Source organism: Streptomyces sp. TSRI0281 (assembly GCF_001905125.1).
In the GTDB taxonomy this organism is placed as follows: domain Bacteria; phylum Actinomycetota; class Actinomycetes; order Streptomycetales; family Streptomycetaceae; genus Streptomyces.
Map to the genome: position 1 here is coordinate 88,677 of NZ_LWLE01000023.1, position 22,851 is coordinate 111,527.

At 71.8% G+C, this 22,851-nt stretch carries 22 protein-coding genes; 13 read left to right on the forward strand and 9 right to left on the reverse strand.

Going from position 1 to position 22,851, the window contains the following annotated elements:
* Positions 1-83: 83 nt before the first annotated feature.
* Positions 84-719, reverse strand: a complete 636-nt coding sequence (locus A6A29_RS25495) for a histidine phosphatase family protein (RefSeq protein WP_073723209.1) — start codon at positions 717-719, stop codon at positions 84-86.
* Positions 716-2,140, reverse strand: a complete 1,425-nt coding sequence (locus A6A29_RS25500; protein ID WP_073723211.1) for an FGGY-family carbohydrate kinase — start codon at positions 2,138-2,140, stop codon at positions 716-718. The genes A6A29_RS25495 and A6A29_RS25500 overlap by 4 nt, the downstream gene beginning before the upstream one ends.
* Positions 2,141-2,286: 146 nt before the next feature.
* Between A6A29_RS25500 and A6A29_RS25505 the strand changes: the two genes are divergently transcribed.
* From A6A29_RS25505 to A6A29_RS25550, 10 genes are all read left to right on the forward strand, one after another.
* Positions 2,287-3,714, forward strand: coding sequence for an ABC transporter substrate-binding protein (locus tag A6A29_RS25505; protein WP_073723213.1), 1,428 nt, complete (start codon positions 2,287-2,289; stop codon positions 3,712-3,714).
* A gap of 3 nt (positions 3,715-3,717) precedes the next feature.
* A complete protein-coding gene (locus A6A29_RS25510; protein WP_073723215.1) occupies positions 3,718-4,680 on the forward strand; it encodes a carbohydrate ABC transporter permease in 963 nt (320 codons plus the stop codon).
* On the forward strand, positions 4,677-5,576 hold the full coding sequence (locus A6A29_RS25515) for a carbohydrate ABC transporter permease (RefSeq protein WP_241838651.1): 900 nt from the start codon (positions 4,677-4,679) through the stop codon (positions 5,574-5,576). Before A6A29_RS25510 ends, A6A29_RS25515 begins: the two co-directional genes overlap by 4 nt.
* Positions 5,573-6,745, forward strand: a complete 1,173-nt coding sequence (locus A6A29_RS25520; protein ID WP_073723217.1) for an ABC transporter ATP-binding protein — start codon at positions 5,573-5,575, stop codon at positions 6,743-6,745. Before A6A29_RS25515 ends, A6A29_RS25520 begins: the two co-directional genes overlap by 4 nt.
* The gene (locus A6A29_RS25525; protein ID WP_079183008.1) at positions 6,742-7,641 is read left to right on the forward strand and encodes a DeoR/GlpR family DNA-binding transcription regulator; all 900 of its coding nucleotides are present in this window, start codon (positions 6,742-6,744) and stop codon (positions 7,639-7,641) included. Before A6A29_RS25520 ends, A6A29_RS25525 begins: the two co-directional genes overlap by 4 nt.
* Positions 7,634-8,713, forward strand: coding sequence for an ABC transporter ATP-binding protein (locus A6A29_RS25530; protein WP_073723219.1), 1,080 nt, complete (start codon positions 7,634-7,636; stop codon positions 8,711-8,713). Before A6A29_RS25525 ends, A6A29_RS25530 begins: the two co-directional genes overlap by 8 nt.
* An 11-nt stretch (positions 8,714-8,724) precedes the next feature.
* The gene (locus A6A29_RS25535) at positions 8,725-9,732 is read left to right on the forward strand and encodes an NAD(P)-dependent oxidoreductase (RefSeq protein ID WP_073723901.1); all 1,008 of its coding nucleotides are present in this window, start codon (positions 8,725-8,727) and stop codon (positions 9,730-9,732) included.
* A gap of 54 nt (positions 9,733-9,786) precedes the next feature.
* Complete coding sequence (locus A6A29_RS25540; RefSeq protein ID WP_073723221.1) at positions 9,787-11,214, forward strand: FGGY-family carbohydrate kinase; 1,428 nt, start codon at positions 9,787-9,789, stop codon at positions 11,212-11,214.
* A 204-nt stretch (positions 11,215-11,418) separates the two neighbouring features.
* Positions 11,419-12,483 (forward strand): glycerophosphodiester phosphodiesterase family protein, encoded by a 1,065-nt coding sequence (locus A6A29_RS25545; protein WP_073723223.1) that lies wholly within the window; start codon positions 11,419-11,421, stop codon positions 12,481-12,483.
* A gap of 158 nt (positions 12,484-12,641) precedes the next feature.
* Entirely contained in the window at positions 12,642-13,283 is a 642-nt protein-coding gene (locus A6A29_RS25550) for a superoxide dismutase (RefSeq protein ID WP_073723225.1), read from the forward strand.
* 121 nt (positions 13,284-13,404) lie between these two features.
* Here the strand turns inward: A6A29_RS25550 and A6A29_RS25555 are convergent, their stop codons facing one another.
* Positions 13,405-14,079 carry an O-methyltransferase gene (locus tag A6A29_RS25555; RefSeq protein ID WP_073723227.1) on the reverse strand — a complete coding sequence of 225 codons (675 nt, stop codon included), beginning with the start codon at positions 14,077-14,079 and terminating at the stop codon, positions 13,405-13,407.
* A gap of 139 nt (positions 14,080-14,218) precedes the next feature.
* On the opposite strand from A6A29_RS25555, the gene A6A29_RS25560 reads away from it, so the two are divergent.
* Positions 14,219-14,869 carry a CatB-related O-acetyltransferase gene (locus tag A6A29_RS25560; RefSeq protein ID WP_385730561.1) on the forward strand — a complete coding sequence of 217 codons (651 nt, stop codon included), beginning with the start codon at positions 14,219-14,221 and terminating at the stop codon, positions 14,867-14,869.
* 82 nt (positions 14,870-14,951) lie between these two features.
* Here the strand turns inward: A6A29_RS25560 and A6A29_RS25565 are convergent, their stop codons facing one another.
* From A6A29_RS25565 to A6A29_RS25590, 6 genes are all read right to left on the reverse strand, one after another.
* The gene (locus A6A29_RS25565) at positions 14,952-15,797 is read right to left on the reverse strand and encodes a hypothetical protein (RefSeq protein ID WP_143197078.1); all 846 of its coding nucleotides are present in this window, start codon (positions 15,795-15,797) and stop codon (positions 14,952-14,954) included.
* A 232-nt stretch (positions 15,798-16,029) separates the two neighbouring features.
* On the reverse strand, positions 16,030-16,449 hold the full coding sequence (locus A6A29_RS25570; protein ID WP_073723231.1) for an RNHCP domain-containing protein: 420 nt from the start codon (positions 16,447-16,449) through the stop codon (positions 16,030-16,032).
* A 42-nt stretch (positions 16,450-16,491) separates the two neighbouring features.
* The gene (locus tag A6A29_RS25575; RefSeq protein ID WP_073723905.1) at positions 16,492-16,833 is read right to left on the reverse strand and encodes an RNHCP domain-containing protein; all 342 of its coding nucleotides are present in this window, start codon (positions 16,831-16,833) and stop codon (positions 16,492-16,494) included.
* Between the two features lie 376 nt (positions 16,834-17,209).
* On the reverse strand, positions 17,210-17,545 hold the full coding sequence (locus tag A6A29_RS25580) for a VOC family protein (RefSeq protein ID WP_073723233.1): 336 nt from the start codon (positions 17,543-17,545) through the stop codon (positions 17,210-17,212).
* Between the two features lie 68 nt (positions 17,546-17,613).
* The gene (locus A6A29_RS25585; RefSeq protein WP_073723235.1) at positions 17,614-18,066 is read right to left on the reverse strand and encodes a GNAT family N-acetyltransferase; all 453 of its coding nucleotides are present in this window, start codon (positions 18,064-18,066) and stop codon (positions 17,614-17,616) included.
* Positions 18,067-18,169: 103 nt separating this feature from the next.
* Complete coding sequence (locus A6A29_RS25590; RefSeq protein WP_073723237.1) at positions 18,170-18,820, reverse strand: mycothiol-dependent nitroreductase Rv2466c family protein; 651 nt, start codon at positions 18,818-18,820, stop codon at positions 18,170-18,172.
* 146 nt (positions 18,821-18,966) lie between these two features.
* Here A6A29_RS25590 and pepN point away from each other — a divergent pair, with 146 nt between their 5' ends.
* Complete coding sequence (gene pepN, locus A6A29_RS25595; RefSeq protein ID WP_073723239.1) at positions 18,967-21,567, forward strand: aminopeptidase N; 2,601 nt, start codon at positions 18,967-18,969, stop codon at positions 21,565-21,567.
* Positions 21,568-21,766: 199 nt separating this feature from the next.
* Positions 21,767-22,825, forward strand: a complete 1,059-nt coding sequence (locus A6A29_RS25600) for a hypothetical protein (RefSeq protein ID WP_073723241.1) — start codon at positions 21,767-21,769, stop codon at positions 22,823-22,825.
* Positions 22,826-22,851 lie beyond the last annotated feature (26 nt).

Here is a 22,851-nt window from a genome sequence, read left to right on the forward strand (position 1 = left end):
TCGGGCCCGTCCGCGCCGGCCGCGATGGCTCAGGCGCGGGACGGGCCCCGAGGGCACGCCCGCCAGGGATGACGGGACAGCCCTCAGTCGTCGCACGGCACGTTCAGGGAGAGCAGCGCCGCACCCCCGCCGCCCTCGCCCGACAGGCGGATCTCGCTCACCGCCGCGTTGCGCAGCCGTGGGAAGACCCTGCGGTAGGAGCCCAGCGGAATGCCCAGCAGTTCGCACAGGACCAGGCGCAGCAGCGTGTTGTGCGCGACGACCAGGATCCGTCCGCCCGGTCCGCCCGCGGCGATGCGGCGCAGGGCCGCCGTCCCCCGGGCCGCCGCCGCCCGGGGGTCCTCGGCGCCCGGGAACGGGTTGGCCACCGGGTCGGCCCGGAACGCCTGTGCCCGCTCCGGGTCCTCGGCGGCGAACTCGGCGAGGGTGCGCCCCTCCACCACCCCGAAGTCGCACTCGCGCAGCCCGTGTTCGCGCATCGGTACGAGTCCGAGCGCCCGGCAGGCCGGGTCGGCGGTCTCCATGGCGCGCGAGACGGTGGAGGTCCAGATGGCGTCGACCGGATGCCGGGCCGCCCACCGGCCCAGTCGCTCCGCCTGTCGCCCTCCCTCGTCCGTGAGGGCGACATCGCTCACCCCGGCGTAGCGGTTCTCCGCGTGCCAGACGGTCTGCCCGTGGCGGGCGAGCAGCAGCGTGGTGGGGGGCTGACTCGCGGTCATGGGTGCTCCGTCCGGGTGCGGGCGTGCGCGGCGACGGTGGCCGGGAGCCAGCCGCGCCGTTCCAGTTCGTCCACCAGCGTGCGGTACGGCTGAAGATGGCGGGCGGTACGCGCCGGGTCCGGGCGCAGGGTCTGCCGCAGCCGCACCATCCGGCCCGCGGCCTCCTGCACGGTGTCCGCGGCCCCCGCCCCGTACGCGGCGAGGACGGCCATGCCGAGGGCGGGTTCGCTGTGGTGCGGGAGGTGGACGGTCCTGCCGAGGATGTCGGCGCGCAGCCGGTTCCAGTGGTCGCTGCGGACGGCGCCGCCGGTGAAGGTGAGCGGGCCGTGCAGGGGCGCGCCGAGCAGGTCGAGGTAGTCGAGGCAGAGCCGTTCGACGAGGCCGACGCCCGTCAGGAGCGCCGCCCAGTGCTCGGCGTCGGACGCGGGGTCGCCGAGCAGGAAGCCGGTGGCGTCGGGGGCGAGGAACGGGAAGCGTTCGCCGCGCGCCACCAGCGGGTACGCCACCACGTCCGACGGCCCGAGCCCGGCGGCCAGCGCGTCCAGCCGGGCCGGGTCCGCCTCCGGGAAGGCGGCGGTCAGCGCCCCGCCGCCGGTCCCGGACGCGCCGCCGGGCAGCCAGCTCCCGTCGGGGGCCCGGTGGTTGTAGACCACCCCGGTCCGGTCGGCGACCGGGGCGTCGGTGACCCCCTTGAGCACCAGGGTCGTACCGAGCACCGCGTTCCAGGAGCCGACGGTGAGCGCGCCCGAGGCGATCTGTGCCGCGCAGCCGTCCGTCATCCCGGCCACCAGGGGCGTGCCTGCCGGAATCCCGGTCTCCTCGGCCGCCGCGCGCCCCACCTCGCCGATCCGCCGGCCCGGCCGCACCACCCGGGGGAACAGCCCCTCGGGCAGGCCGAGTCCGGCGAATCGCGTGTGCGGCCAGGCGTCCTCCTCCAGCACGTAGCCGGTCTTGAGGGCATGGCTGGAGTCGGTGGGCAGTGGGTGCCCGGCGAGCCGCGCCAGGACGAGATCGGCCTGGTGCGTCACGCGGACGCCGTCGCCCCCTCCCCCGTACTCGCCCAGCAGCCACATCACCTTGGGCAGTGCCCAGGTCCGTGGTGTCCCGGCCCTGGCCGCCTCGGCTCCGGCGCGCCCGTCGTCGTACATCAGTGCAGGGGTGAGCGGCCGGCCGGTGCGGTCGGTGAGCAGGACCGTGCCGGAGGTGGAGCAGATGGCGAGCGCACGGGGCGCGGGGCCCTCGCGCAGCGCCTGCCGGGTCGCCGCGCACACCGCCGTCCACCAGTGCTCCGGCAGTTGCTCGTGGCGTACGCCGTCGCGCCTGCCGCCGAGCGGGGCCGACCCGCTGCCGAGGATCTTCCCGCGGTCGGAGGCGAGGACCGCGCGGACGCTCTGCGTACCGAGATCGATGCCCATCCACATATCGGCTCCCTCTGTGAACTTCTCACTGTGCACTGAGAATTTCACTTGTGCGAGGGATTGACGGGCAACTTGTGTTGTTCCAAGCTCTGTTAACCAATCAGCACACTATGTGATCAGCATCTCCGGCCGGACCGTGGAGGTCACGGATGGACAGGCACGGGCACGACCGGCGCCGCCTAGTCGCTCTCGGCGCGGCAGCCGCAGCATCCGCAGCTCCACTGCTGTCCGCCTGCGGGGCGGGCTTCGGCGGTGACACCACCGGCGGGGGCGGCTCCGCGGCCGACGAGGTCACCGGCGCCTTCGACTGGAAGCGGGCCGAGGGGAAGACCGTCAAGGCGCTGCTCAACAAACACCCGTACACCGATGCCCTGATCGCCGATCTGAAGGCGTTCACCGAGAAGACGGGCATCAAGGTCGAGTACGACGTCTTCCCCGAGGACAACTACTTCGACAAGCTCACCGTCGACCTCTCCAGCGGGCGTGCCTCGTACGACGTGTTCATGCTCGGCGCGTACATGGTGTGGCAGTACGGTCCGCCCGGCTGGCTGGAGGACCTCGGGCCGTGGATGCGCAACTCCTCGGCGACCGGGGCCGAATGGGACCAGGCGGACTTCTACCCGAATCTGCTCCAGGCCGGCCAGTGGTCCCTGAAGGCGGGCGCCCCGCTCGGACAGGGCGGGCAGTACGCGCTGCCGTGGGGCTGGGAGACGAACGTCGTCGCGTACAACACCGAGGTGTTCAAGAAGCTCGGACTGAAACCCGCCGAGTCCTTCGACGAGCTGCGCGAGCTGGCCGGAACCATCACCCGCAGGGCGCCGGGCGCGGGATTCGACGGGATGTACGGGGTCGCGGTGCGCGGGTCGCGCAGCTGGGCCACGATCCACCCCGGCTTCATGACGATGTACGCGCGCAACGGGCTGAAGGACTTCACCGTCGAGGACGGGAAGGTGAAGCCCGCGATGAACTCCCCGCAGGCCATCGCGTTCACCGGGGACTGGGCGGAGATGGTCAGGAAGGGCGGGCCGCCGTCCTGGACCTCGTACACCTGGTACCAGTGCTCCGGCGACCTCGGCGCGAAGAAGGCCGGGATGCTGTTCGACGCGGACACCGCCGCGTACTTCCAGGCGGTGGAGGGGGCCTCCCCGGCCTCCGGGAAGATCGCCTTCCACCCCGGTCCGAAGGGGCCGGGCGGCTCGCTCGCGACGAACATGTGGATCTGGTCGCTGGGCATGAACGCCAGGAGCCGCAACAAGCCGGCGGCCTGGCTGTTCCTCCAGTGGGCGACCGGCAAGGACCATCTGCTCAGGGGCGCGGTCCAGGGCAACCACATCGATCCGGTCCGCAGGTCGGTGAGCGAGGCCGCCGCGTACCGGGACAAGATGGGGGCGATCCCCGGATTCATCGAGACGTTCGAGGCGGTCGTCGACCAGACGAAGATCCAGTTCACCCCGCAGGAGCAGTTCTTCGACTCGACGACGAGCTGGGCCTCGGCGCTCCAGGAGATCTACGGCGGGAAGAACGCCTCGTCCGTGCTGAACGGACTCGCGGGCGATCTGGCGTCGAAGATCGGCTGACCGGTGGCCCTGACGACGCCTCCGGCGCCCTCGGACCGCACGGCCGTCCACGGCGAGGAGACCGCGCCGGTACGGCCGGTGCCGGGATGGCGCCGCTCGCTGCGGCCGTATCTCCTGATCGTCCCGGCACTGCTGCTGACCGGCGGCATCCTCTATCCGTTCGGTCTGGGCCTCTACTACACACTGTTCGACTTCGCGGCGAGCAAGCCGCGGCCGGACCTGGTGGGGTTCGAGAACTACCGGCGGATCTTCTCCCAGTCCTCGTTCTGGGAGTCGGCCCGGGTGACCGTGCTGTACGCGGTGGGCGCGGCGGCGGTCGAGACGGTGCTCGGGGTGTCGGTGGCGCTGCTGCTGCACCGGGCGAGCAGGGTCGGGCGGGTGCTGGAGAAGATCCTGATCCTGCCGCTGATGATCGCGCCGGTGATCGCCGCGATCATGTGGAAGCTGATGCTCCAGCCCTCGGTCGGGGTGATCAACCATCTGCTGGAGCCGGTCGGTCTGGGCGGGGTGCAGTGGACCGACACCCCGGCCGGGGCGCTGCTGTCGTCGATCGCCGTCGATGTGTGGGTGTACACGCCGTTCGTCGCGATCCTCGCGCTGGCCGGGCTGCGCTCGCTGCCCGTGTCGCCGTTCGAGGCGGCGGCGGTGGACGGGGCGGGCTGGTGGTTCACCTTCCGGCGGGTCACGCTGCCGATGCTCTGGCCGTACGTCCTGGTGGCGGTGATCTTCCGGTTCATGGACTCGCTGAAGGTCTTCGACATCATCTACGCGCTGACCGAGGGCGGCCCCGGCGACTCGACGGTGGTGCTCCAGATCCGGGCGTATCTGGAGGCGATCCGCTTCCAGCGCTACTCGTTCGGCATCAGCTACATGATCGTGCTGTGGGCGGTGGTCTACCTGGTCACGATGGTGCTGGTGCGCTATCTGGGCCGGATCCAGAACCGTGCGGCGGAGGTGCCGAAGTGAGGCGGGAACCGCGGGACGGGGACGGAGCCGGGGACGGCAGCACGACGGGACCGCGGGACGGGGACGGCAGGCGGAGGCTGTTGTCGGTGGCCGCGGACGGGGCGCTGATCCTCTACTTCGTCTTCGCGCTGTTCCCCGTCGTCTGGATGGTGATCCTGTCGCTGAAGCCGACGAACGAACTGTTCAGCACGTACTTCTCGTTCACTCCGACCCTCGACGCGTACCGCACGGTGCTCGGCGCCGGGGACGACCAGGGCGTGCCGTTCGCGCGCTTCTTCGTCAACAGCCTGATCGTGTCGGTGGGGGCGGTGGCCCTGTCCCTGGTGATCGGGCTGCCCGCCGCGTACGCCGCCGCCCGGTGGCGGTTCCGCGGCTCGGAGAACCTGATGTTCACACTGCTCTCGTTCCGCTTCGCCCCCGAACTGACCGTGATCATCCCGCTGTTCGTGCTCTACCAGAAGCTCGGGCTCTTCGACACCTACGTCGGCATGGTCTGGGTGCTCCAGCTGGTGACGCTGCCGCTGATCGTCTGGATCATGCGCTCGTACTTCTCCGAACTGTCACCGGAGCTGGAGCAGGCGGCGCTGCTGGACGGCTACACCCGTAAACAGGCGTTCTTCAGGGTCGTGCTGCCGCTGGTGAAACCCGGCATCGCGGCCGTCTCGCTGCTGGCGTTCATCTTCGCGTGGAACAACTTCGTCTTCCCGCTCATCCTGACCTCGTCGAACGCCCAGACGGTGACGGTCGGCGCGCTGTCCTTCCTGGGCGGTGACCGGCCCAAGTACAACCTCACGGCGGCCGCCGCGCTGATCTCGGCCGTCCCGCCACTGCTGCTGGCGCTGACCATCCAGCGGTATCTGGTGCGGGGCCTGTCGTTCGGGGCGGTGAAGTCATGACCGCCCCGGCCGCCATCGCGCTGCGCTCCGTGCAGCTGCGCTACGGCAGGAACGTCGCGCTGGACGGGCTGGACCTGGAGGTGGCGGAGGGTGAGTTCTACTGTCTGCTCGGCCCGTCGGGCGCGGGCAAGACGACCACGCTGAAGACCGTCGCGGGCCTGGTGGAACCGCAGTCCGGGGCGGTGGAGCTGGGCGGGGCGGACATGACGGGCGTCGAGCCGTACGACCGGGGCGTGGCCATGTGCTTCGAGTCGTACGCGCTCTACCCGCACCGCACGGCGTACGACATTCTGGCCTCCCCGCTCCGTTCGCCCCGCCACCGCCTCCCCGCGGACCAGGTGCGGGCCCGGATCGGGGAGACCGCCGAACTCCTCGGGATCGGCGCCCTGCTGGACCGGCCGGTGGGCGCCCTGTCGAACGGGCAGCGCCAGCGCGTCGCGCTCGGCCGGGTGCTGGTCCGTCCGGCGCGGGCCTTTCTCCTCGACGAGCCGCTGTCGCACCTGGACGCCAAGCTGCGCCAGGCGATGCGCGCCGAGCTGCGGGCGATCGGCGAGGTGCGGCGCACGACCACGCTGTACGTCACGCACGACGCGGTGGAGGCGCTGGCCCTCGGCGACCGGATCGGGGTGATCAGGGACGGCCGCCTGGTGCAGAGCGGCACCCGCGAGGAGCTGTGGCACCACCCGGACGACACCTTCGTCGCCCGTGCCTTCGGCCGGCCCCGGATCAATCTGCTGCCGGGCACCGTGACGTCCGAGGGCCGGTTCCGGGCGGCGGACGGCTCGTACGAACTGCCGCTGACCGTGCCCGCGGCGCCGGGCACGGCCGTTCAACTGGGGTTGCGGCCCCGGGACATCGGGCTCCGGGAAGGCCGGGGGAGCGATGTCGGCGGGGCGTCCGGCGGCGGGCCCGACGGTGCTTCCGGCGGTGCTTCCGGCGGCGGGCCCGGGGTCGAGTTCACGGGCACCGTCTACATCACCGAGGTGCTGGGCCGGGCGACCGAGGTCACTGTCCGGATCGGCGAACAGCGGCTGTCCCTCGTCGTCCCGCGCGCCGAGGCCGCGGGCCTGCGTCCCGACGAACCGGTGCGGCTCCACGCGGCGCGGACGAGACTGCTGTTGTTCGAGGCCGACCGGCCGGAGAGACCAGGACGAAGGATCAGCCCATGAGCAGTCTTCAGCAGCGCGGACCCGCCCCCCGTCAGGCGTCCATCGCCGAGTACGTCCTCGCCGAGGGCGAGGTCAGCGCCGCCGAGCTGGCCGAGCGGTTCGACGTCAGTCTGATGACCATCCACCGCGACCTCGACGAGCTGGAGCGGCAGGGCATCGTCCGGAAGTTCCGCGGTGGGGTGACGGCCCAGCCCTCCGGTGTCTTCGAGTCGAACGTGGCCTACCGGCTGAAGACCATGCGCGCCGAGAAGGCCGCCGTCGCCGAGCGGGCGGTGCGGCTCATCGAGCCGGGCATGGCGGTGATGCTGGACGATTCGACCTCGACCCTGGAGATCGCGCGGCGGCTGCGGGCCATCACCCCCCTCACCGTCGTCACCAACTTCCTCGAAGCGATAACCGTGTTGTCGCAGGAGCGGGGCATCCATCTGATGGGCCTGGGCGGCGACTACGACCCACTGCACTCCTCCTTCCTCGGAGTCTCCTGCGTGGAGGCCGTGCAGTCCCTCCAGGTCGACGTCTGCTTCACCTCGACGTCCGCGGTGTCCGGCGGCTTCGCCTACCACCAGGAGCAGCACATCGTCTCCGTGAAGCGGGCGATGCTCGACTCGGCCGCCCGCAACGTCCTGCTGCTGGACCACTCCAAGCTGGGGCGCGTCGCCCTGCACCGGCTCGCCCCGCTCAGCCGGTTCGATCTGGTGCTGGTGGACGACGGGGCGTCCGCCGAGGCACTGCGCGATCTGGACGAGCACAAGGTCCCCTACGAGGTCTGCGCGACCGGCACGAGCGCCGGCGACGACAACCACGCGGGCGTCGGCACGGGCGTCGGCACGGGCGTCGGCACGGGCGTCGGCACGGCATCGGCACGGCATCGGGAGGTGGCGGTGAACGGTGACTGAACTGGCCCTGCGCGCCCTGCGCAAGACCTACCCCGGGCGGGGCCGGGCGGCCGACGTCGAGGCGGTGCGGTCCATCGACGTCGAGCTGCGGTCCGGAGAGCTGCTGGGCCTGCTGGGCCCGTCCGGCTGCGGCAAGTCCACGACACTGCGGATGATCGCCGGTCTGGAGACCGTCACCGGCGGCGACATCCTCATCGGCGGCTCCTCGGTCGTGCCGCTCCCGGCGCAGCGGCGCAATATCGGGGTCGCGTTCGAGAACTACGCGCTGTATCCGCCGCTGACGGTCGCGGAGAACCTCGGATTCGGGCTGTCGGCGCGGCGACGCCACGGCCGGGCCGAGGTTCGCGGCAGAGTGGCGGCCATGGCCGAACGTCTCGGGATCACCGACCTGCTCGGATCCCGCCCGGCCGCGCTCTCCAGCGGGCAGAAGCAGCGGGTGGCGCTGGCCCGCGCGCTGATCCGCGAGCCCGACGTACTGCTGCTCGACGAACCGCTCTCGCATCTGGACGCCGCCCAGCGGGACGCCACACGGCGCGAGCTGAAACGCATCCAGCGGGACTCCGGGCACACCGCGATCCTCGTGACGCACGACCAGGAGGAGGCCCTGTCGCTCGCCGACCGGATCGCGGTCATGCGGGACGGCGAGATCCAGCAGCTCGGCACGCCCGAGGAGATCTATGACGCCCCGGCGAATCTCTTCGTCGCCGACTTCGTCGGGGAACCCGCGGTCAATCTGCTTCCGGGTGTCATGGACGGCGGGGGCGTACGGCTCTCGGACACCGTGGCCTTCCCGGTACCGCACCGCTCCGCCGCGCCGGGCCGCTCCGTGGTCCTGGGCATCCGGCCCGAGGACCTCACCCTGGGCGACAGGGGCGTACCGGCCCGGGTCGCCGCCCATGAACCCCTCCTCGAAACGGGCATCGCCACGCTCGCCCTGGACGGGGTGGCCGGGCCCGTCGTCGTCCTGACCGGACCCGGAGTACGGCTCGGCCGGGGCGACACCGTACGGATCGCCGCCGACCCGCGGCACATCCATGTCTTCGACGCCGAAACAGGAGACGCACTTCGATGAACCGCCCCCCGATGAGGATTCTGGCAGCCGGTGACCACTTCGTCCGCGCCTCGCTGATCACCGAGGCCCTGCGCCGGACGGTGGCGGGCGACGCGGACATCACGGAACTCACCCTCCCCTGGCCCCTGGAGCCGTTCGGCAGGGTCGGTGAGGTCGACGAGGCCAGCGACGCCGAGGACGCCCTGATCCAGGCCCTGGACGGGATCGAGGTGTGCGTGACGCAGATGGGGCCGTTCACCGAGCGCGTCCTCGCGGCGGCGCCCCGGCTGCGGCTCGTCGTCGTCTGCCGGGGCGGCCCGGTCAATGTGAACGCGGCGGCGGCCCGTGCCCGGGGCGTACGGGTGTGCTTCGCCCCCGGGCGCAACGCGGCGGCGACCGCGGAGTTCACCATGGGCCTGCTGCTGGCCGCCCTCCGGCGCATCCCCGAGGCCCACGAGACCCTGCGCACCCAGGGCCGTTGGGACGCCTCGCACTTCCTGTACGAGCAGGCCGGCCTCGAACTGGAGGACGTCTCGGTCGGTCTGATCGGCTACGGGGCGGTCGGCAGCCGGGTGGCCCGGGTGCTCGGCGCGTTCGGCGCCGAGGTCGAGGTGTACGACCCCTATGTGCGCGGCGACGTGCACGGGATGCGCGCCGCCTCGCTCGACGCGCTGCTCGCCCGCTCCCGGGTCCTGACCCTGCACGCCCGGCTGACCCCGGAGACCCGGCATCTGATCGGCGCCCGCGAGCTGGCCCTGCTGCCGCGCGGGGCGGTGCTGGTGAACGCGGCACGGGGCGGGCTGCTGGACACCGACGCGCTCTGCGACGCGCTGGATTCGGGTCAGTTGGGGGCCGCGGCGCTCGACACGTACGAGCAGGAGCCGCCGCCCGCGTCCTCCCGGCTGTTCCGGACCCCGCATCTGCTGATGACCCCGCATGTGGCGGGGGCCAGCCGTGCCGTCGCCGAGAAGGCGGCCCGGATCGCGGCGGACGAGGTCGCGCGCTACGCGCGGGACGAGCCGTTGGCCCACGTCCTGTGACCGCGCGACACCGCCCGCACTCCCTCGAATTCCTCTGACCGGAGGCCATGCGCCGTGACCAGGTACGTCGGGATCGATGTCGGCACCTCGCTGGTGAAGGCGGCCGCCTTCGACGAACGGGGCCGCACCCTGGCCGTGGAGTCCCGCCCCGTCGGGCTGGACATCCGCGGCGGCCGGGTCGAACAGGACATGGACGAGGTGTACGGGGCGGTCCGCGAGGTCCTTGCCGCGCTGGGCCCGGACGGGGTGGCGTTCGCCGGTCTCACCGGGCAGGGCGACGGGGTCTGGCTGGTGGACGCGGCGGGCCGCCCGGTCCGCAGGGCGATCTCCTGGATGGACGGCCGGGCCCATGAGGAGGTCGGCGGCTGGCTGGCGTCGGGGGTCTTCGAGGAGGTCTACCGGGCCACCGGCAGCGCGATGTTCCCGGGCTGCCCCGGGCCGGTACTGGCCTGGCTCGACCGCCATGAACCCGCCGCCCTGGACGCGGCGGCCACGGCGCTGTACTGCAAGGACATGGTGTTCCAGCGGCTGACGGGGGTCCGGGCCACCGATGTCTCCGACGCCTCGATGCCGTTCCTGGACCCGGTGACCCGGGCGTACTCCCCCGAGGTCCTGGCCGCGCTCGGCCTCACCCGCCGGGCCGGGCTGCTGCCTCCGGTGAGCGACCCGGTGGCGACCGCCCGGCTGCCCACCGGGGTGCCGGTGGCCAACGGCCCGTACGACCTGCCGGCCTCCGCGCTCGGCGCGGGTGTCACCCGCCCCGGCGACGGGCTGCTGATCGTCGGCACCTGTCTGGCCGCGCTGGTCGCCACCGACCGTCTCGATCTGTCCGGCGAACCGGCCGGGCTGCACATCTCCACCGACCGTCCCGGCCACTGGCTGCGCGCCATGCCCGCGATGGTGGGCACGGCGGCGCTGGACTGGGTCCTGGCCACCACCGGCGTACGCCACCGGCAGATCGACGCCCTCCTCGACGCGACGCCGCCCGGCGCGCGCGGCGTGCGGGTGCTGCCGTACTTCGCCCCGTCCGGCGAACGCGCCCCGTTCGTCGAGCCCCGGCTGCGGGCCGAACTCACCGGCGTGTCCCTGGAGTCGACCCCGGCGGACCTGATCCGCGCGGTCTGCGAAGGCATCGGCTTCGCCGCCCGGCACTGTCTGGAGGCCGCGGGGCTGACCGGCACCCTGGCCCTGTGCGGCGGCGGCACCCGCTCCCCCGCCTGGATGCGGCTGTTCGCCGATGTGCTGGGCAGGCCGGTCCGGATCGTGGAGGGGGAGGTGGGGGCGCGGGGTGCGGTGCTCGCGGCGGCCGAGCGCTTCGGGGCGGAGCTGGACACGGCGTCCTGGACGGCGCCCACGGCGGTGGTGTCGCCGGATCCGCGGCGGGCGGCCTTCTACGCGACGGTGTACGAGGACCACTTGGCCCGCCTCGCCGACGCCCGTACCCGGGCCCGCACCACCGGGAGCCCGTCGGTGGCGCTGTAGCGGAGCCCGCCGACGCCCGCGCCCGGTACCGACGCGCTGTCCATGCCCGTACACGGGCCGGTAGGCGGGCCGGTACGCAGGACCCGTACACGGCCCGGTACGCGGGCCCGTACCCACGGCCGTACATGACCCGGCAAGCCGCCGGCCGCCCGGCCGTAACCCCCCATCGCTTTGGTGGTCCTACCGCCCACCCGAGGAGATCCCATGTCCCCTGCCCCAGGCCGCCGTTCGCTCCTTCTGGCCACCGCCGCGGTGACAGCGGCGGCGGCGACCACGCCCGCTTCCGCCGCGGACCGCCGTCCGCACCGCCCCCGGGGCCCCGTGGTCATCGGCCACCGCGGCGCGGCGGGCTGGCGCCCCGAACACACGGCAGCCGCCTACACCTTCGGTGTGCGGTCCGGCGCGGACTGGATCGAGCCGGACCTCGTACCGACGAAGGACCACGTCCTGGTCGTGCGCCACGAGAACGAGATCTCCGGCACGACGGATGTCGCCCGCCACCCGGAGTTCGTCGGCCGCCGCACCACGAAGACGGTCGACGGGAAGGCCGTCACCGGCTGGTTCACCGAGGACTTCACGCTCAAGGAGCTGAAGACGCTGCGGGCGGTGGAGCGGCTGCCGCTGATCCGCAACCGCAACACGGTCTTCGACGGCCGCCAGCAGGTCATGACGTTCCAGGAGGTCATCGATCTGGCCCGCGCCCTGTCGAAGGAGTACGGCCGCCGGATCGCGGTCTTCCCCGAGACGAAGCACCCCACGTACTTCCGCTCGATCGGTCTGCCGCTGGAGCCGGAGCTGATCCGGGTGATCCGCCGCAACCGTCTCACCGCCCGGGAATGCGTCGTCCAGTCCTTCGAACCGTCCAGCCTGCACCGGGTGGCCGGGGCCGGGCTCGGGCTGCCGCTCTGGCAGGCACTGGGCACCAGCGGCGGCCCGTACGGCCACGGGCGCACCTACAAGGAGATGATGACTCCGGCCGGACTGCGCGAGATCGCCTCGTACGCGGACTGGATCGGCCCGGACAAGTCCTCCCTCGTCCCGCCGCTCACCCTGCTGGCCGACGCGCACGCGGCGGGCCTGAAGGTCGGTGCGTACACCTTCCGCGCCGAGAACCAGTACCTCCCGGCGCAGTACCGCCGGGGCACCGCACCGAACGACTTCGGTGACGCGTTCGCCGAGTACGCCTTCCACTACGGGCAGGGCGTGGACGCGGTGGTGACGGACTTCCCGGACATCGCGGCGGCGGCGCGGGAGGACCTGCGGCCGTAGCTCCGCCCTCGCGCGCCCACCCGTCGCCCGCCGTCGCCCGCCGGGAGACCTAGGCCGAAGGGCTGATCACGGACGAACCCTCCTGCTGTTAGCCTGCTCCTGCATATAGGTTGCAATAACAACTGGACGGCAATCCCAGCAGTCGGAGGGTTCGCATCATGGCCACGTACACGCTCCCGGAGCTCCCTTACGATTACGCGGCGCTCGAACCGGTCATCAATCCCCAGATCGTCGAGCTGCACCACGACAAGCACCACGCCGCGTACGTGAAGGGTGCGAACGACACCCTGGAGCAGCTGGAAGAGGCCCGCGACAAGGAAGCCTGGGGCGCCATCAACGGCCTTCAGAAGAACCTCGCGTTTCACCTTTCCGGCCACATCCTGCACTCGATCTACTGGCACAACATGACGGGTGACGGCGGCGGCGAGCCCCTCGCGGCGGACGGCGTCGGCGACCTGGCCGACGCGATCACCGAGTCGTTCGGCTCGTACGCGGGCTTCAAGTCCCAGCTGACGAAGGCCGCGGCCACCACCCAGGGCTCCGGCTGGGGCGTCCTCGCGTACGAGCCCGTCAGCGGCAGGCTGATCGTCGAGCAGGTCTACGACCACCAGGGCAACGTCGGCCAGGGTTCGGTCCCGGTCCTGGTCTTCGACGCCTGGGAGCACGCCTTCTACCTGCAGTACAAGAACCAGAAGGTCGACTTCATCGAGGCGATGTGGCGCGTCGTCAACTGGCAGGACGTGGCGAAGCGGTACGCCGCCGCGAAGGAGCGCGCGGACGTGCTCCTGCTCGCCACCTGACGATCCCCAGGCGTCCTGCCTCGTGATCGTCTTCTCAACCTTCACCCGGCAGGCGGATGAACGAAGAGCCCCCGCGAGGACATGACTCGCGGGGGCTCTTCTCTGCCCGCACACGCCCCGGCTACGCCCCCTCGGTGACGAGCACGACCATCAGGCCGTCGTATCCCTTGTCGCCCACGGTCTGGAGCGCGGTGGCGCTCAGCGTCGGGTCGGCCGCGACGAGTTCGGTGAACCGGCGCACCCCCTGCACCTTCGGGTCGGTGCTGTCGGCGTCGACGACGTCCCCGTCGCGTACGACGTTGTCGGCGATGATCAGGCTGCCGGGCCGGGTCAGCTCGACGGACCAGGCGAGGTAGTCGGGGTTGCTGGGCTTGTCGGCGTCGATGAACACGATGTCGAACGGCCCGTACCCCTCGGCGGCGAGCGCGGGCAGTGTCTCCAGCGCCGGCCCGACCCGGACCTCGACGACATCGGCGAGCCCGGCGCGCGCGATGTTGGCACGGGCGACTTCGGCGTACGCCGGATCGGCCTCCAGCGTCACAAGCCTGCCGCCCGCCGGGAGCGCCCGCGCCAGCCAGACGGTGCTGTATCCACCGAGGGTGCCGATCTCCAGGATGGTCCGCGCCCCTTGGAGCCGGGCCAGCATGTTCAGCAGCTTGCCCTGGTTGGGTGCGACCTGGATCGCGGGCAGACCCGCCGCGTCGCTCGCCCCGACGGCGGCGTCCAGAGCCGCGTCGGGCCCCACCAGCAAGCCGTTGAAGTAGTTGTCGACCGCGGTCCACTGCGCCTGCGTCATGCGTTCTCCCTGGTCACCGGGTGAGTTCCCTTGAGGAACTTACTAGGGTCGGCAAGAAAATGCACGTCGCCGCGGGTCGGCGGCTGCCACGATGGGCCTGCCCCTGCCGACCGATCACCTGGAAGCGACCCCTGTGCCCGTGAGCCCCGTTCCCGCCGATCCCACCGTCCTGCACCCGCTGTCCGGTCAGCCACGGGTGGTGCGGCTGAAACCGCTGGTGACCTCCCCGCTGATCGAGGTCGGGGAGTACTCGTACTACGACGACCCGGAGCACGCGGAGGAGTTCGAGACCCGCAATGTGCTGTACCACTACGGGCCCGAGCGGCTCGTCATCGGAAAGTTCTGCTCGCTGGGCACCGGGGTGCGGTTCCTCATGAACGGCGCCAACCACCGGATGGACGGCCCGTCCACCTTCCCCTTCCCCTCCATGGACGTCGCCTGGGCCGACCACTTCGACCTGCTGACCGGTCTGCCGGGACGGGGCGACACCGTGGTGGGCAACGACGTCTGGTTCGGCTACGGAGCCACGGTGATGCCCGGCGTCCGCATCGGGCACGGCGCGATCATCGGCTCGCGGGCGGTCGTCGTCTCGGACGTACCGGACTACGGCATCGTCGGCGGGAACCCGGCGAAGCTGATCCGTACCCGGTACGAGGAGAAGGACGTCGCGCGCCTGCTGGCCGTCGCCTGGTGGGACTGGCCCACCGAGCACCTCACCCAGCACATCCGCACGGTCATGTCCGGCAGCGTCGAGGAACTGGAGGCCGCGGCGCCCGTTCGGCCGAAGTGAACGCCGAGATCCGGCGGTTGAGGCCGTCGCCGTAGCCGTCTCCCGACTTCGGCTTCGGCTCCCGCCCGCCTTCACGCGGATGTCATCTGTGGAGCTTTCCCAGGGTGCTGGGGATGCGCGTGACGATGTCGTCCGTCAGCCGGATGTTCCACTTGACGTTGAAGCGGGTGACCCGCTGGCGCCACTTCTCCAGGAGCGAGGGCTTGTCGGCGCTTGTGGAGCTGGGGTCGAGCATGCTGTAGGCGGTCTTGCACGAGGGGAGGCCCTTCGCCCGGTCGAAGATGTCCGCCAGCGAGTTCGCTCCCCCCTCCTGCCTCAGTTCGTTCCATGTACCGGCCGCGGCTTTCGCACACTTGTTGATGGCGTTGCCCAAGCGGTTGTACAGCGGAAGCGGAACGACTCGGACTCCGTCGCGCTCGGCGAGGTCCCGGGCCAATCCGGCGTACTGCGCCGCGAAAACGGCCTCCTGGGTGAGTTCGAGGGGAACCACATCCACGGTGTACGCAGGTGGTGACTGGTACAGCACCGCCCGTTCTCCAGGCAGGACGACCACCCTTCCCTGAGGCAGCCCGAGCAGGATCTGCCGGGCGGCGGTTTCGGCGGCCCAGCCCGCCGGCGTCGCGGGACGCGCGGGCGCACCGATCACGCTGCCGTTGTCGCTCCAGAGCTGGAGGGGCAGGGTGCCGACGTTCGTGACCACCGAGCAACCGGACACCATGTCGGCGTCGTGGGTGTACAGGCCGTCGTAACCGGGCGCGACAGTAACGGGTGAAGTGGCCTCCGCGCAGGGCTCAAGGGCCCTCGCAGTTCCCCGATCGGCCCGCGACTCCGCCGGAACGGCGTGTGCGGTGATCGGAGCAGTAGCAAGGGTGAGCGTCAGCGCGACAGTTGCACAGGCAGCGTGGCGCCTACTCCAGTAGGTCGTCATGTACGACTCCTTGCCCGCTTGCCCCCTCGGGAGACAGTCCCATTATCCGCGCGGACCGGAACACACGCGCGGCAACGCCACGGGCAGGGCGCGGACCGGGGCCGGGGGCCCGCCGTGGACCGGGGCCGGGGCCGGGGGCCCGCCGTGGACCGTTGCCTCGGGCGAACACTCGGTGGGCGCTGCGAGCCCACCGGCCCAGGGGCGCCCGGAGGGTTCCGGGCGCCCCGCCGTGTCACAGCGCGAGCAGCGCCCGTACGGGGATACGGGTGTCCGTCAGCGGTCGCAGCGCGAGCCGCATCAGTGCCAGCGGGTTGTCGTCGCCCGCGATGCGGTTGGCGCTGAGTTCGTCGCACCTCAGGCAGTGGTGGATGACCGTCCACTCCCCGTCCTGGCGCACCGACAGGCTCAGCGCCGCCATGCGTCCGCCGCAGCCCGCCGCCCGGTCGCCCGGTATCCGCCGGTCGACGTGCAGGCTGGCCAGACAGTGCGGGCAGTGATTGCGGTGGGCGGTGCCCGGCGCCACCAGCGGTACGTCGAGCCGGCAGCCGGCACACCGGAACGCGTCGCCACGCGCCCCGGCCGGTCCGTGGAGTACGTCCTTGGGCCGCTGGGGGCGGTGACCGCCGTCCCGCCGGGGTCTACGTCGCGGCACGGTCGCCTCCTCCCGCCTTCCTCCGGAGTCCTCGGGCCCGTTTCACAGGTCACCGAACGCTTCGAGCGGGAAGGGTGGCTGGGCCAGGGGGCGCACGGCCATCCGCATCAGGATCAGCTGGTTGTCGTCCCCGGAGACCGGGTTCGAGGTCAGCTCGTCGCAGCGGGTGCAGCGATGGACGACCATCCAGTCGCCGGTGCGCAGCACCGCGATGGAGATCGGGGTCATCCGGCCCTCGCAGCCGGAGGGCCCGCCCTCGATGTGGTCGGTCAGATGCTTGGAGTGCAGACAGCTGGGGCAGTGGTTGCGGCGGCTGCCGTCGGGCGCGAGCGCGGCGACGGTCAGTCCGCAGCGCACACAGGTGAAGGTGCCGATGGAGGACATGGCTGAGCGGTGCTGGGGGTTGTCGGGTGACACCCGGATACTCCTTGCCGAAGGTGAGGAACGAAGCAGCAGGGAAGTACCGAGCAGCCCTCGGCGCACGGCGTCACGGGGCAGGGGTCACGGGCCGGACGGCATGGTGTGTCAGCGCGGAGCGGCGAACAGTCGCATGCGGGCAGGTCCCGTCCCCCCGGCGCGGGAGGCGCGGCGAGGGAAGCTCGGAAGCACTGGCCTGGGCATACATCAACTGCTTTCCAGGGCATACGCCCAGAGGTCACCCGCGGTCGGTCCCGCGTGAAGGTGCGAGCACCGTAACAACGGGGCGGGGACGGATCCACCGGATTACGTCCGCTCCGGCGGACCCGCCCTCCCCCTCCGCTCAGCCGGAGACGCAGAACTCGTTGCCCACCGGGTCCTGAAGGGTCGTCCAGGCCAGCCCCGGCATCTCGTGCTCACCGACGACGACGGCGCCGAGCCCCACCAGCCGCTCCACGTCGGCGGCCCGGTCCTCGGAGGAGAAGTCGATGTGGACCCGGTTCTTGCCGGCCCTCGGCTCGGGCACCTGCTGGAAACCCAGCACCAGCGGCTGGGCCGCCAGGATGACGAACTCCCCGTAGTCCTGCGCCACTTCCACCCCGAGCGCACCGGCCCACCAGTCGGCCAGCGCACGCGCGTCCGCACAGTCGATCGTGATCATCTCCGCAGTCATTCTCATGCCCGTCACCGTAGGGCGATGCACTGACAACGGGCCCGGGACACTCTGCGTACGCGATCGGCGGGGCGTCAGCGCAGGGCGACCTCCAGCAGCGGCAGCTCGCGGCCCGGGATCGAGCCGGACGGGGTGGCGCCGATGCGGACGGCGCCCATCGCCACGTAGAACGGCTCCGCGTTCGGGTCGGCGTCGATCGTCAGACGGGTGAAGCCGAGACGGCGGGCCTCGTCCATCGTGTGGGCGAACAGCAGGCGCCCGATGCCCCGGCCCATCGCGTCCGGGTCCACGAACATCATGCCGAGCGCCCCCTCGGGCGGGTCCCCGTCCAGGGTGGTGAAGCCCAGCACGCGGCCGTGCTCCTCCGCGACCGCGGTCCGCCGGGGGACCACGTCGGCCGGGTGGATGGTCAGCTCCTGGCGGCAGGCGGCCAGGAAGTCCTCGTCGTAGTCCCAGTGGCCCTTGGAGCGCAGGGCCAGTTCGGTCAGTTCCGCGGCTTCCGCCGCCTCCCCCGCGCGCACGCGCATGGGCCGGTCCCCTTCCGTTCGGCGAGAGGACGCGGGAACGGGCGGGTGGTGCGGGGTTCCGGCCGGAACCCCGCACCACCCGCCCACCGCGCCTCGGGATACGTCAGTCGAAGATCGGGCCCTGGGTCCGGGTCCGCTTGATCTCGTAGAAGCCCGGAATGGACGCGACCAGCAGGGTGCCGTCCCACAGCTTCGCCGCCTCCTCGCCCTTGGGGGCGGGGGTGACGACGGGACCGAAGAAGGCGATCTGCTCGCCGTCGGCGCCCGGGACGGCGATGACCGGGGTGCCGACCTCCTGTCCGACCTTGTCGATGCCCTCCTTGTGGGAGGCGCGCAGCTCGGTGTCGTACGCGTCGGAATCGGCGTACTCCGCGAGCTCGGCCGGCAGGCCGACGTCCGTGAGGGCGCCGATGATCGCCTCACGGGTCGGGCCCTCGCCCTTGTTGTGGAACCGGGTGCCGAGCGCGGTGTAAAGGGGGCCGACGACCTTGTCGCCGTGCTTCTGCTGGGCGGCGACGACGACCCGGACCGGGCCCCATGCCTTGTGCTCCAGGAGGTCGCGGTACTCCTCGGGCAGCTGGTCGAGCTTGTCCTCGTTCAGGACGGCCAGGCTCATCACATGCCAGTGGACCTCGACGTCGCGAACCTTCTCCACCTCCAGCATCCAGCGGGAGGTCATCCACGCCCAGGGGCAGAGCGGGTCGAACCAGAAATCGACCGGAGTCCTGCCGTTGGCCGTGCTGTTGTCAGACATGTCTCTCCTCAAGAGGGCGGTTCCCACCTGTCCGGCAGAACACCGCGGGGCGGTCCCCCCATTCCCGGATTCCGGCGTCCCGAGCCACATGGGAGGATCAAAGGTGTTCGAACACGACAGAAAACGCGCGTCACGAAGGAGTGCCCGTGCCCGGTGAAAACCTGTCCCGCGACGAGGCCCATGAGCGGGCCGAGCTGCTGACCGTCGACGGATACGAGGTCGCCCTCGACCTGCGTTCCGCCATCGGGGAGCCAGGCGGGGACGACGGGGAGGCCGACGGCACCGGTCCGCGTACCTTCCGCTCGCTGACCACCATCCGCTTCCGTGCGGCCCGCGGCGGGGCCTCGTCGTTCGCCGATCTGGTGGCGCCGCGCGTGAACGCGGTGACGCTGAACGGCACGGCACTGGACCCGGCGGCCGTCTTCGACGGGACCCGGGTGGCGCTGGACGCCCTCGCCGAGGGCGAGAACGTCCTGGTGGTCGACGCCCAGTGCGCGTACAGCCGGACCGGCGAGGGCATGCACCGCTTCGTCGACCCGGAGGACGGCGAGGTCTACCTCTACACGCAGTACGAGCCGGCCGATGCCCGGCGCGTCTTCGCGAACTTCGAGCAGCCCGACCTGAAGGCACCCTTCCGCTTCCAGGTGACGGCGCCCGAGGGCTGGCGGGTCTGGAGCAACGGGGCCGAGGAGTCCCACCAGGGCGAGGTGTGGCGGTTCGCCGAGACGAAGCCGATCTCCACCTACATCACGGCGGTCGTCGCCGGTCCGTACCACTACGAGACCGACCACTACACCCGCACCTTCGACGACGGCTCCCAGCTGGAGATCCCGCTCGGCGCGATGTGCCGCAAGGGGCTCGCCCGCCACTTCGACGCGGACGACATCTTCCTCGTCACCAAGCAGGGCCTGGACTTCTTCCACGACCACTTCGACTACCCGTACCCCTTCGGGAAGTACGACCAGGCGTTCGTGCCCGAGTACAACATCGGCGCCATGGAGAACCCGGGCTGCGTCACCTTCCGCGAGGAGTACATCTACCGCGGCAAGGTCACCTCGGCGTCCTACGAGCGCCGGGCCAACGTCATCCTGCACGAGATGGCGCACATGTGGTTCGGCGACCTGGTCACCATGCAGTGGTGGGACGACCTGTGGCTGAAGGAGTCGTTCGCCGACTTCATGGGGACCTTCTCCATGGTGGAGGCGACCCGCTTCACCAACGGCTGGACCACCTTCGCCAACAACCGCAAGGCGTGGGCCTACCGCGCCGACCAGCTGCCCTCCACCCACCCGGTCACGGCCGACATCCGTGACCTGGAGGACGCCAAGCTGAACTTCGACGGCATCACGTACGCCAAGGGCGCCTCCGTACTGAAGCAGCTGGTGGCGTACGTCGGACGGGACGCGTTCCTGGAGGGCGCCCGGCGCTACTTCAAGCGGCACGCGTACGGCAACACCCGGCTGGGCGACCTGCTGTCGGTGCTGGCCGAGACGTCCGGCCGCGACATGACCTCCTGGTCGCGCTCCTGGCTCCAGACGGCGGGCGTCAATGTGCTCAGCCCCGTCGCGACGTACGACGCGGCCGGCCGGATCACCGAGCTCGCCGTGCTCCAGGAGGCCGCCGAGTCGCACCCGGAGCTGCGCCCGCACCGCGTCGCGGTGGGCCTGTACCGGCGCAACCCGGACGGCGACCTGGTGCGTTACGCCCGCGCCGAGGTGGACGTCGCCGGGCCGCGCACGGTGGTCGGGGAGCTGGCCGGGGCCGAGCGGCCCGAGCTGATCCTGGTCAACGACGACGACCTGACCTACTGCAAGGTCCGCTTCGACGAGGTGTCCCTCGCCACCCTGCGCGAGCACCTGGGCGACATCACCGACCCGCTCGCACGGGCGCTGTGCTGGTCGGCGCTGTGGAACCTGACGCGCGACGGTCTGCTGCCCGCCCGCGAATTCATCCACCTGGTGCTGGCCTTCTCCGGCCGGGAGACGGACATCGGCGTGCTCCAGATGCTGCACGCCTGGACGCAGTCGGCCCTGGTGCACTACGCCGCGCCCGCCTGGCGCGAGGAGGGCGGCCAGGCCCTGTCCGAGGGTGCGCTGCACGAGCTGCGCCTCGCCGAGCCGGGCAGCCAGCACCAGCTGACCTGGGCCCGGTTCTTCGCGGCGGTCGCCACCTCGGAGGCGGACTTCCAGCTGCTGACCGGGCTGCTCGACGGCACCGCCCGGATCGACGGCCTGGACGTCGACCAGGAGCTGCGCTGGGCGTTCCTGTCCCCGCTGGCCTCGCACGGGGTCGCCGACGAGTCGGTGATCGACGCCGAACTGGCCCGCGACGACACGGCATCCGGGAAGCGGCACCAGGTGCGCTGTCTGGCCTCGCGCCCCTCGGCCGCGGTCAAGGCGCAGGCGTGGGCGGCGGTCGTGGAGTCGGACAAGCTGTCCAACGCCCTGGTGGGGGCCACGATCGCGGGCTTCGTGCAGTCCTCGCAACGCGAGCTGCTGGCGCCGTACACGACCGCGTACTTCGACGCGATCGAGCGGGTGTGGGCCGAGCGCTCCATCCAGATCGGTATGGATGTGGTCTCGGGGCTGTTCCCGGGACTCCAGGACGACCCGGCCACGCTCGCGGCGACGGACGCGTGGCTGACCTCGCACCCGGACGCGGCCCCGGCGCTGCGCCGGCTGGTCCTGGAGGCCCGCGACGACCTGGCGCGGGCGCTGCGCGGCCAGGAGTGCGACCGGAGGGCGTGAGCCGGAGGGCGTGAGCCGGGGTGTGCGAGCGGCGCGGAGGCGGCGCTCGCACACCCGTCCCTGGCGCCCCGCACAATCCCCTGCGTGACGGTGCTTTTCGGCTCTCGAACGCCCGTACTTTAGGACGGCGTTGTCCTGGATTGTCGACGGGCGTGTAACAGGGGTTAGCAACCTGTGGGTGAGCGGGAAACCCCGGGGCATGACCCAGAACACCCCACTCTCCCCCTGCCCCCTGAATCACCTCCACGAGGTGCGGCAACGCGTGCTGTCCGCCGCCCAGTTGCGGGTACGGGGGGTGTCCGCCGCGCAGACCGCCGCGCAGTGCCTGGGCGGCGGCCCCTGGCAGCAGTTGCTGCCGGGGGTGTACCTGCTGCGGCCGGGTCAGCCCTCGGGGGCGGAACGGCTGCACGGCGCCCTGCTGTACGCGGGCCGCCCGCCGGTCTCCGGGCGGCGGGCCCCGGCGCCCGCGCACGGCGGGGCGGAGTACGGGGAGGCGATGGTCACGGGGCTCGCGGCGCTCACGCTGCACGGGTTCGCCTCCGCGCCGCACCTGATGTCGCTGCACCGGATCGATGTGCTCGTACCGCGCTCCCGGCGGCTGCGTTCGACCCGGTTCGTCCAGGTGCTCCGGTCCGCCGGGCTGCCGGAGCCGGAGCGCGTCGCCGGGCTGCCGGTCGCACCGGTGGAGCGGGCGGTGGCCGACGCGGTGGCAGAGCTCACGGACGCGGGGGCCGTGCGCCGGCTGCTGACCGAGGCGGTCCGGGACGGGCACGGCGAGAGCGCCGCCCTCGTACGGGAGCTGAGCGCGGCGAAGCTGCTGGGCCGGGCGCAGGTGGTGGACGCCGTGGAGTCGCTGCTGGCCGAGGGGCGGGCCGAGGCGGAGCTGCGGCTGTACGACATGGTGCGCACACACGGGCTGCCGGAGCCGCTGTGGAACGTGGAGCTGCGGCTGCCGGGCGGCCCGCCGCTGGGCGGGGTCGACGCCTACTGGCCCGATGAGGCCGTCGCCCTCGGGCTGGACATCCGCACCTCCGGGCACAGCGCGACGGCCGACGGGCGCCAGGAGGAGCAGGGCGCGCGGTGGTCCGCGTACGCCGCCGAGCGGGAGCACCTGGAGCGGCTCGGAATCACCGTCGTCCATGTCACGCCGAGGAAACTGCGCGAGGCGGCGGAGCAACAGGCCACCGTGGTGCGTACGGCGCTGATGGCGGCGGGTGACCGCGAACCGGCCGCGTATGTGATGGTCCTGCCCCGATGAGGGCCTCCGTGGCGCCTTTTTGACCC

Excerpts from the sequence above, each read along its gene's own strand:
- A6A29_RS25525 (WP_079183008.1), top strand. The coding sequence starts at position 6,742 with ATGAGCAGTCTTCAGCAGCGCGGACCCGCCCCCCGTCAGGCGTCCATC.
- A6A29_RS25495 (WP_073723209.1), bottom strand. The coding sequence starts at position 719 with ATGACCGCGAGTCAGCCCCCCACCACGCTGCTGCTCGCCCGCCACGGG.
- A6A29_RS25575 (WP_073723905.1), bottom strand. The coding sequence starts at position 16,833 with ATGTCCTCCATCGGCACCTTCACCTGTGTGCGCTGCGGACTGACCGTC.
- A6A29_RS25600 (WP_073723241.1), top strand. The coding sequence starts at position 21,767 with ATGACCCAGAACACCCCACTCTCCCCCTGCCCCCTGAATCACCTCCAC.
- A6A29_RS25555 (WP_073723227.1), bottom strand. The coding sequence starts at position 14,079 with ATGACGCAGGCGCAGTGGACCGCGGTCGACAACTACTTCAACGGCTTG.
- A6A29_RS25585 (WP_073723235.1), bottom strand. The coding sequence starts at position 18,066 with ATGCGCGTGCGCGCGGGGGAGGCGGCGGAAGCCGCGGAACTGACCGAA.
- A6A29_RS25500 (WP_073723211.1), bottom strand. The coding sequence starts at position 2,140 with ATGTGGATGGGCATCGATCTCGGTACGCAGAGCGTCCGCGCGGTCCTC.
- A6A29_RS25580 (WP_073723233.1), bottom strand. The coding sequence starts at position 17,545 with ATGAGAATGACTGCGGAGATGATCACGATCGACTGTGCGGACGCGCGT.
- A6A29_RS25550 (WP_073723225.1), top strand. The coding sequence starts at position 12,642 with ATGGCCACGTACACGCTCCCGGAGCTCCCTTACGATTACGCGGCGCTC.
- A6A29_RS25545 (WP_073723223.1), top strand. The coding sequence starts at position 11,419 with ATGTCCCCTGCCCCAGGCCGCCGTTCGCTCCTTCTGGCCACCGCCGCG.
- A6A29_RS25535 (WP_073723901.1), top strand. The coding sequence starts at position 8,725 with ATGAGGATTCTGGCAGCCGGTGACCACTTCGTCCGCGCCTCGCTGATC.
- A6A29_RS25565 (WP_143197078.1), bottom strand. The coding sequence starts at position 15,797 with ATGACGACCTACTGGAGTAGGCGCCACGCTGCCTGTGCAACTGTCGCG.
- A6A29_RS25505 (WP_073723213.1), top strand. The coding sequence starts at position 2,287 with ATGGACAGGCACGGGCACGACCGGCGCCGCCTAGTCGCTCTCGGCGCG.
- A6A29_RS25590 (WP_073723237.1), bottom strand. The coding sequence starts at position 18,820 with ATGTCTGACAACAGCACGGCCAACGGCAGGACTCCGGTCGATTTCTGG.
- A6A29_RS25520 (WP_073723217.1), top strand. The coding sequence starts at position 5,573 with ATGACCGCCCCGGCCGCCATCGCGCTGCGCTCCGTGCAGCTGCGCTAC.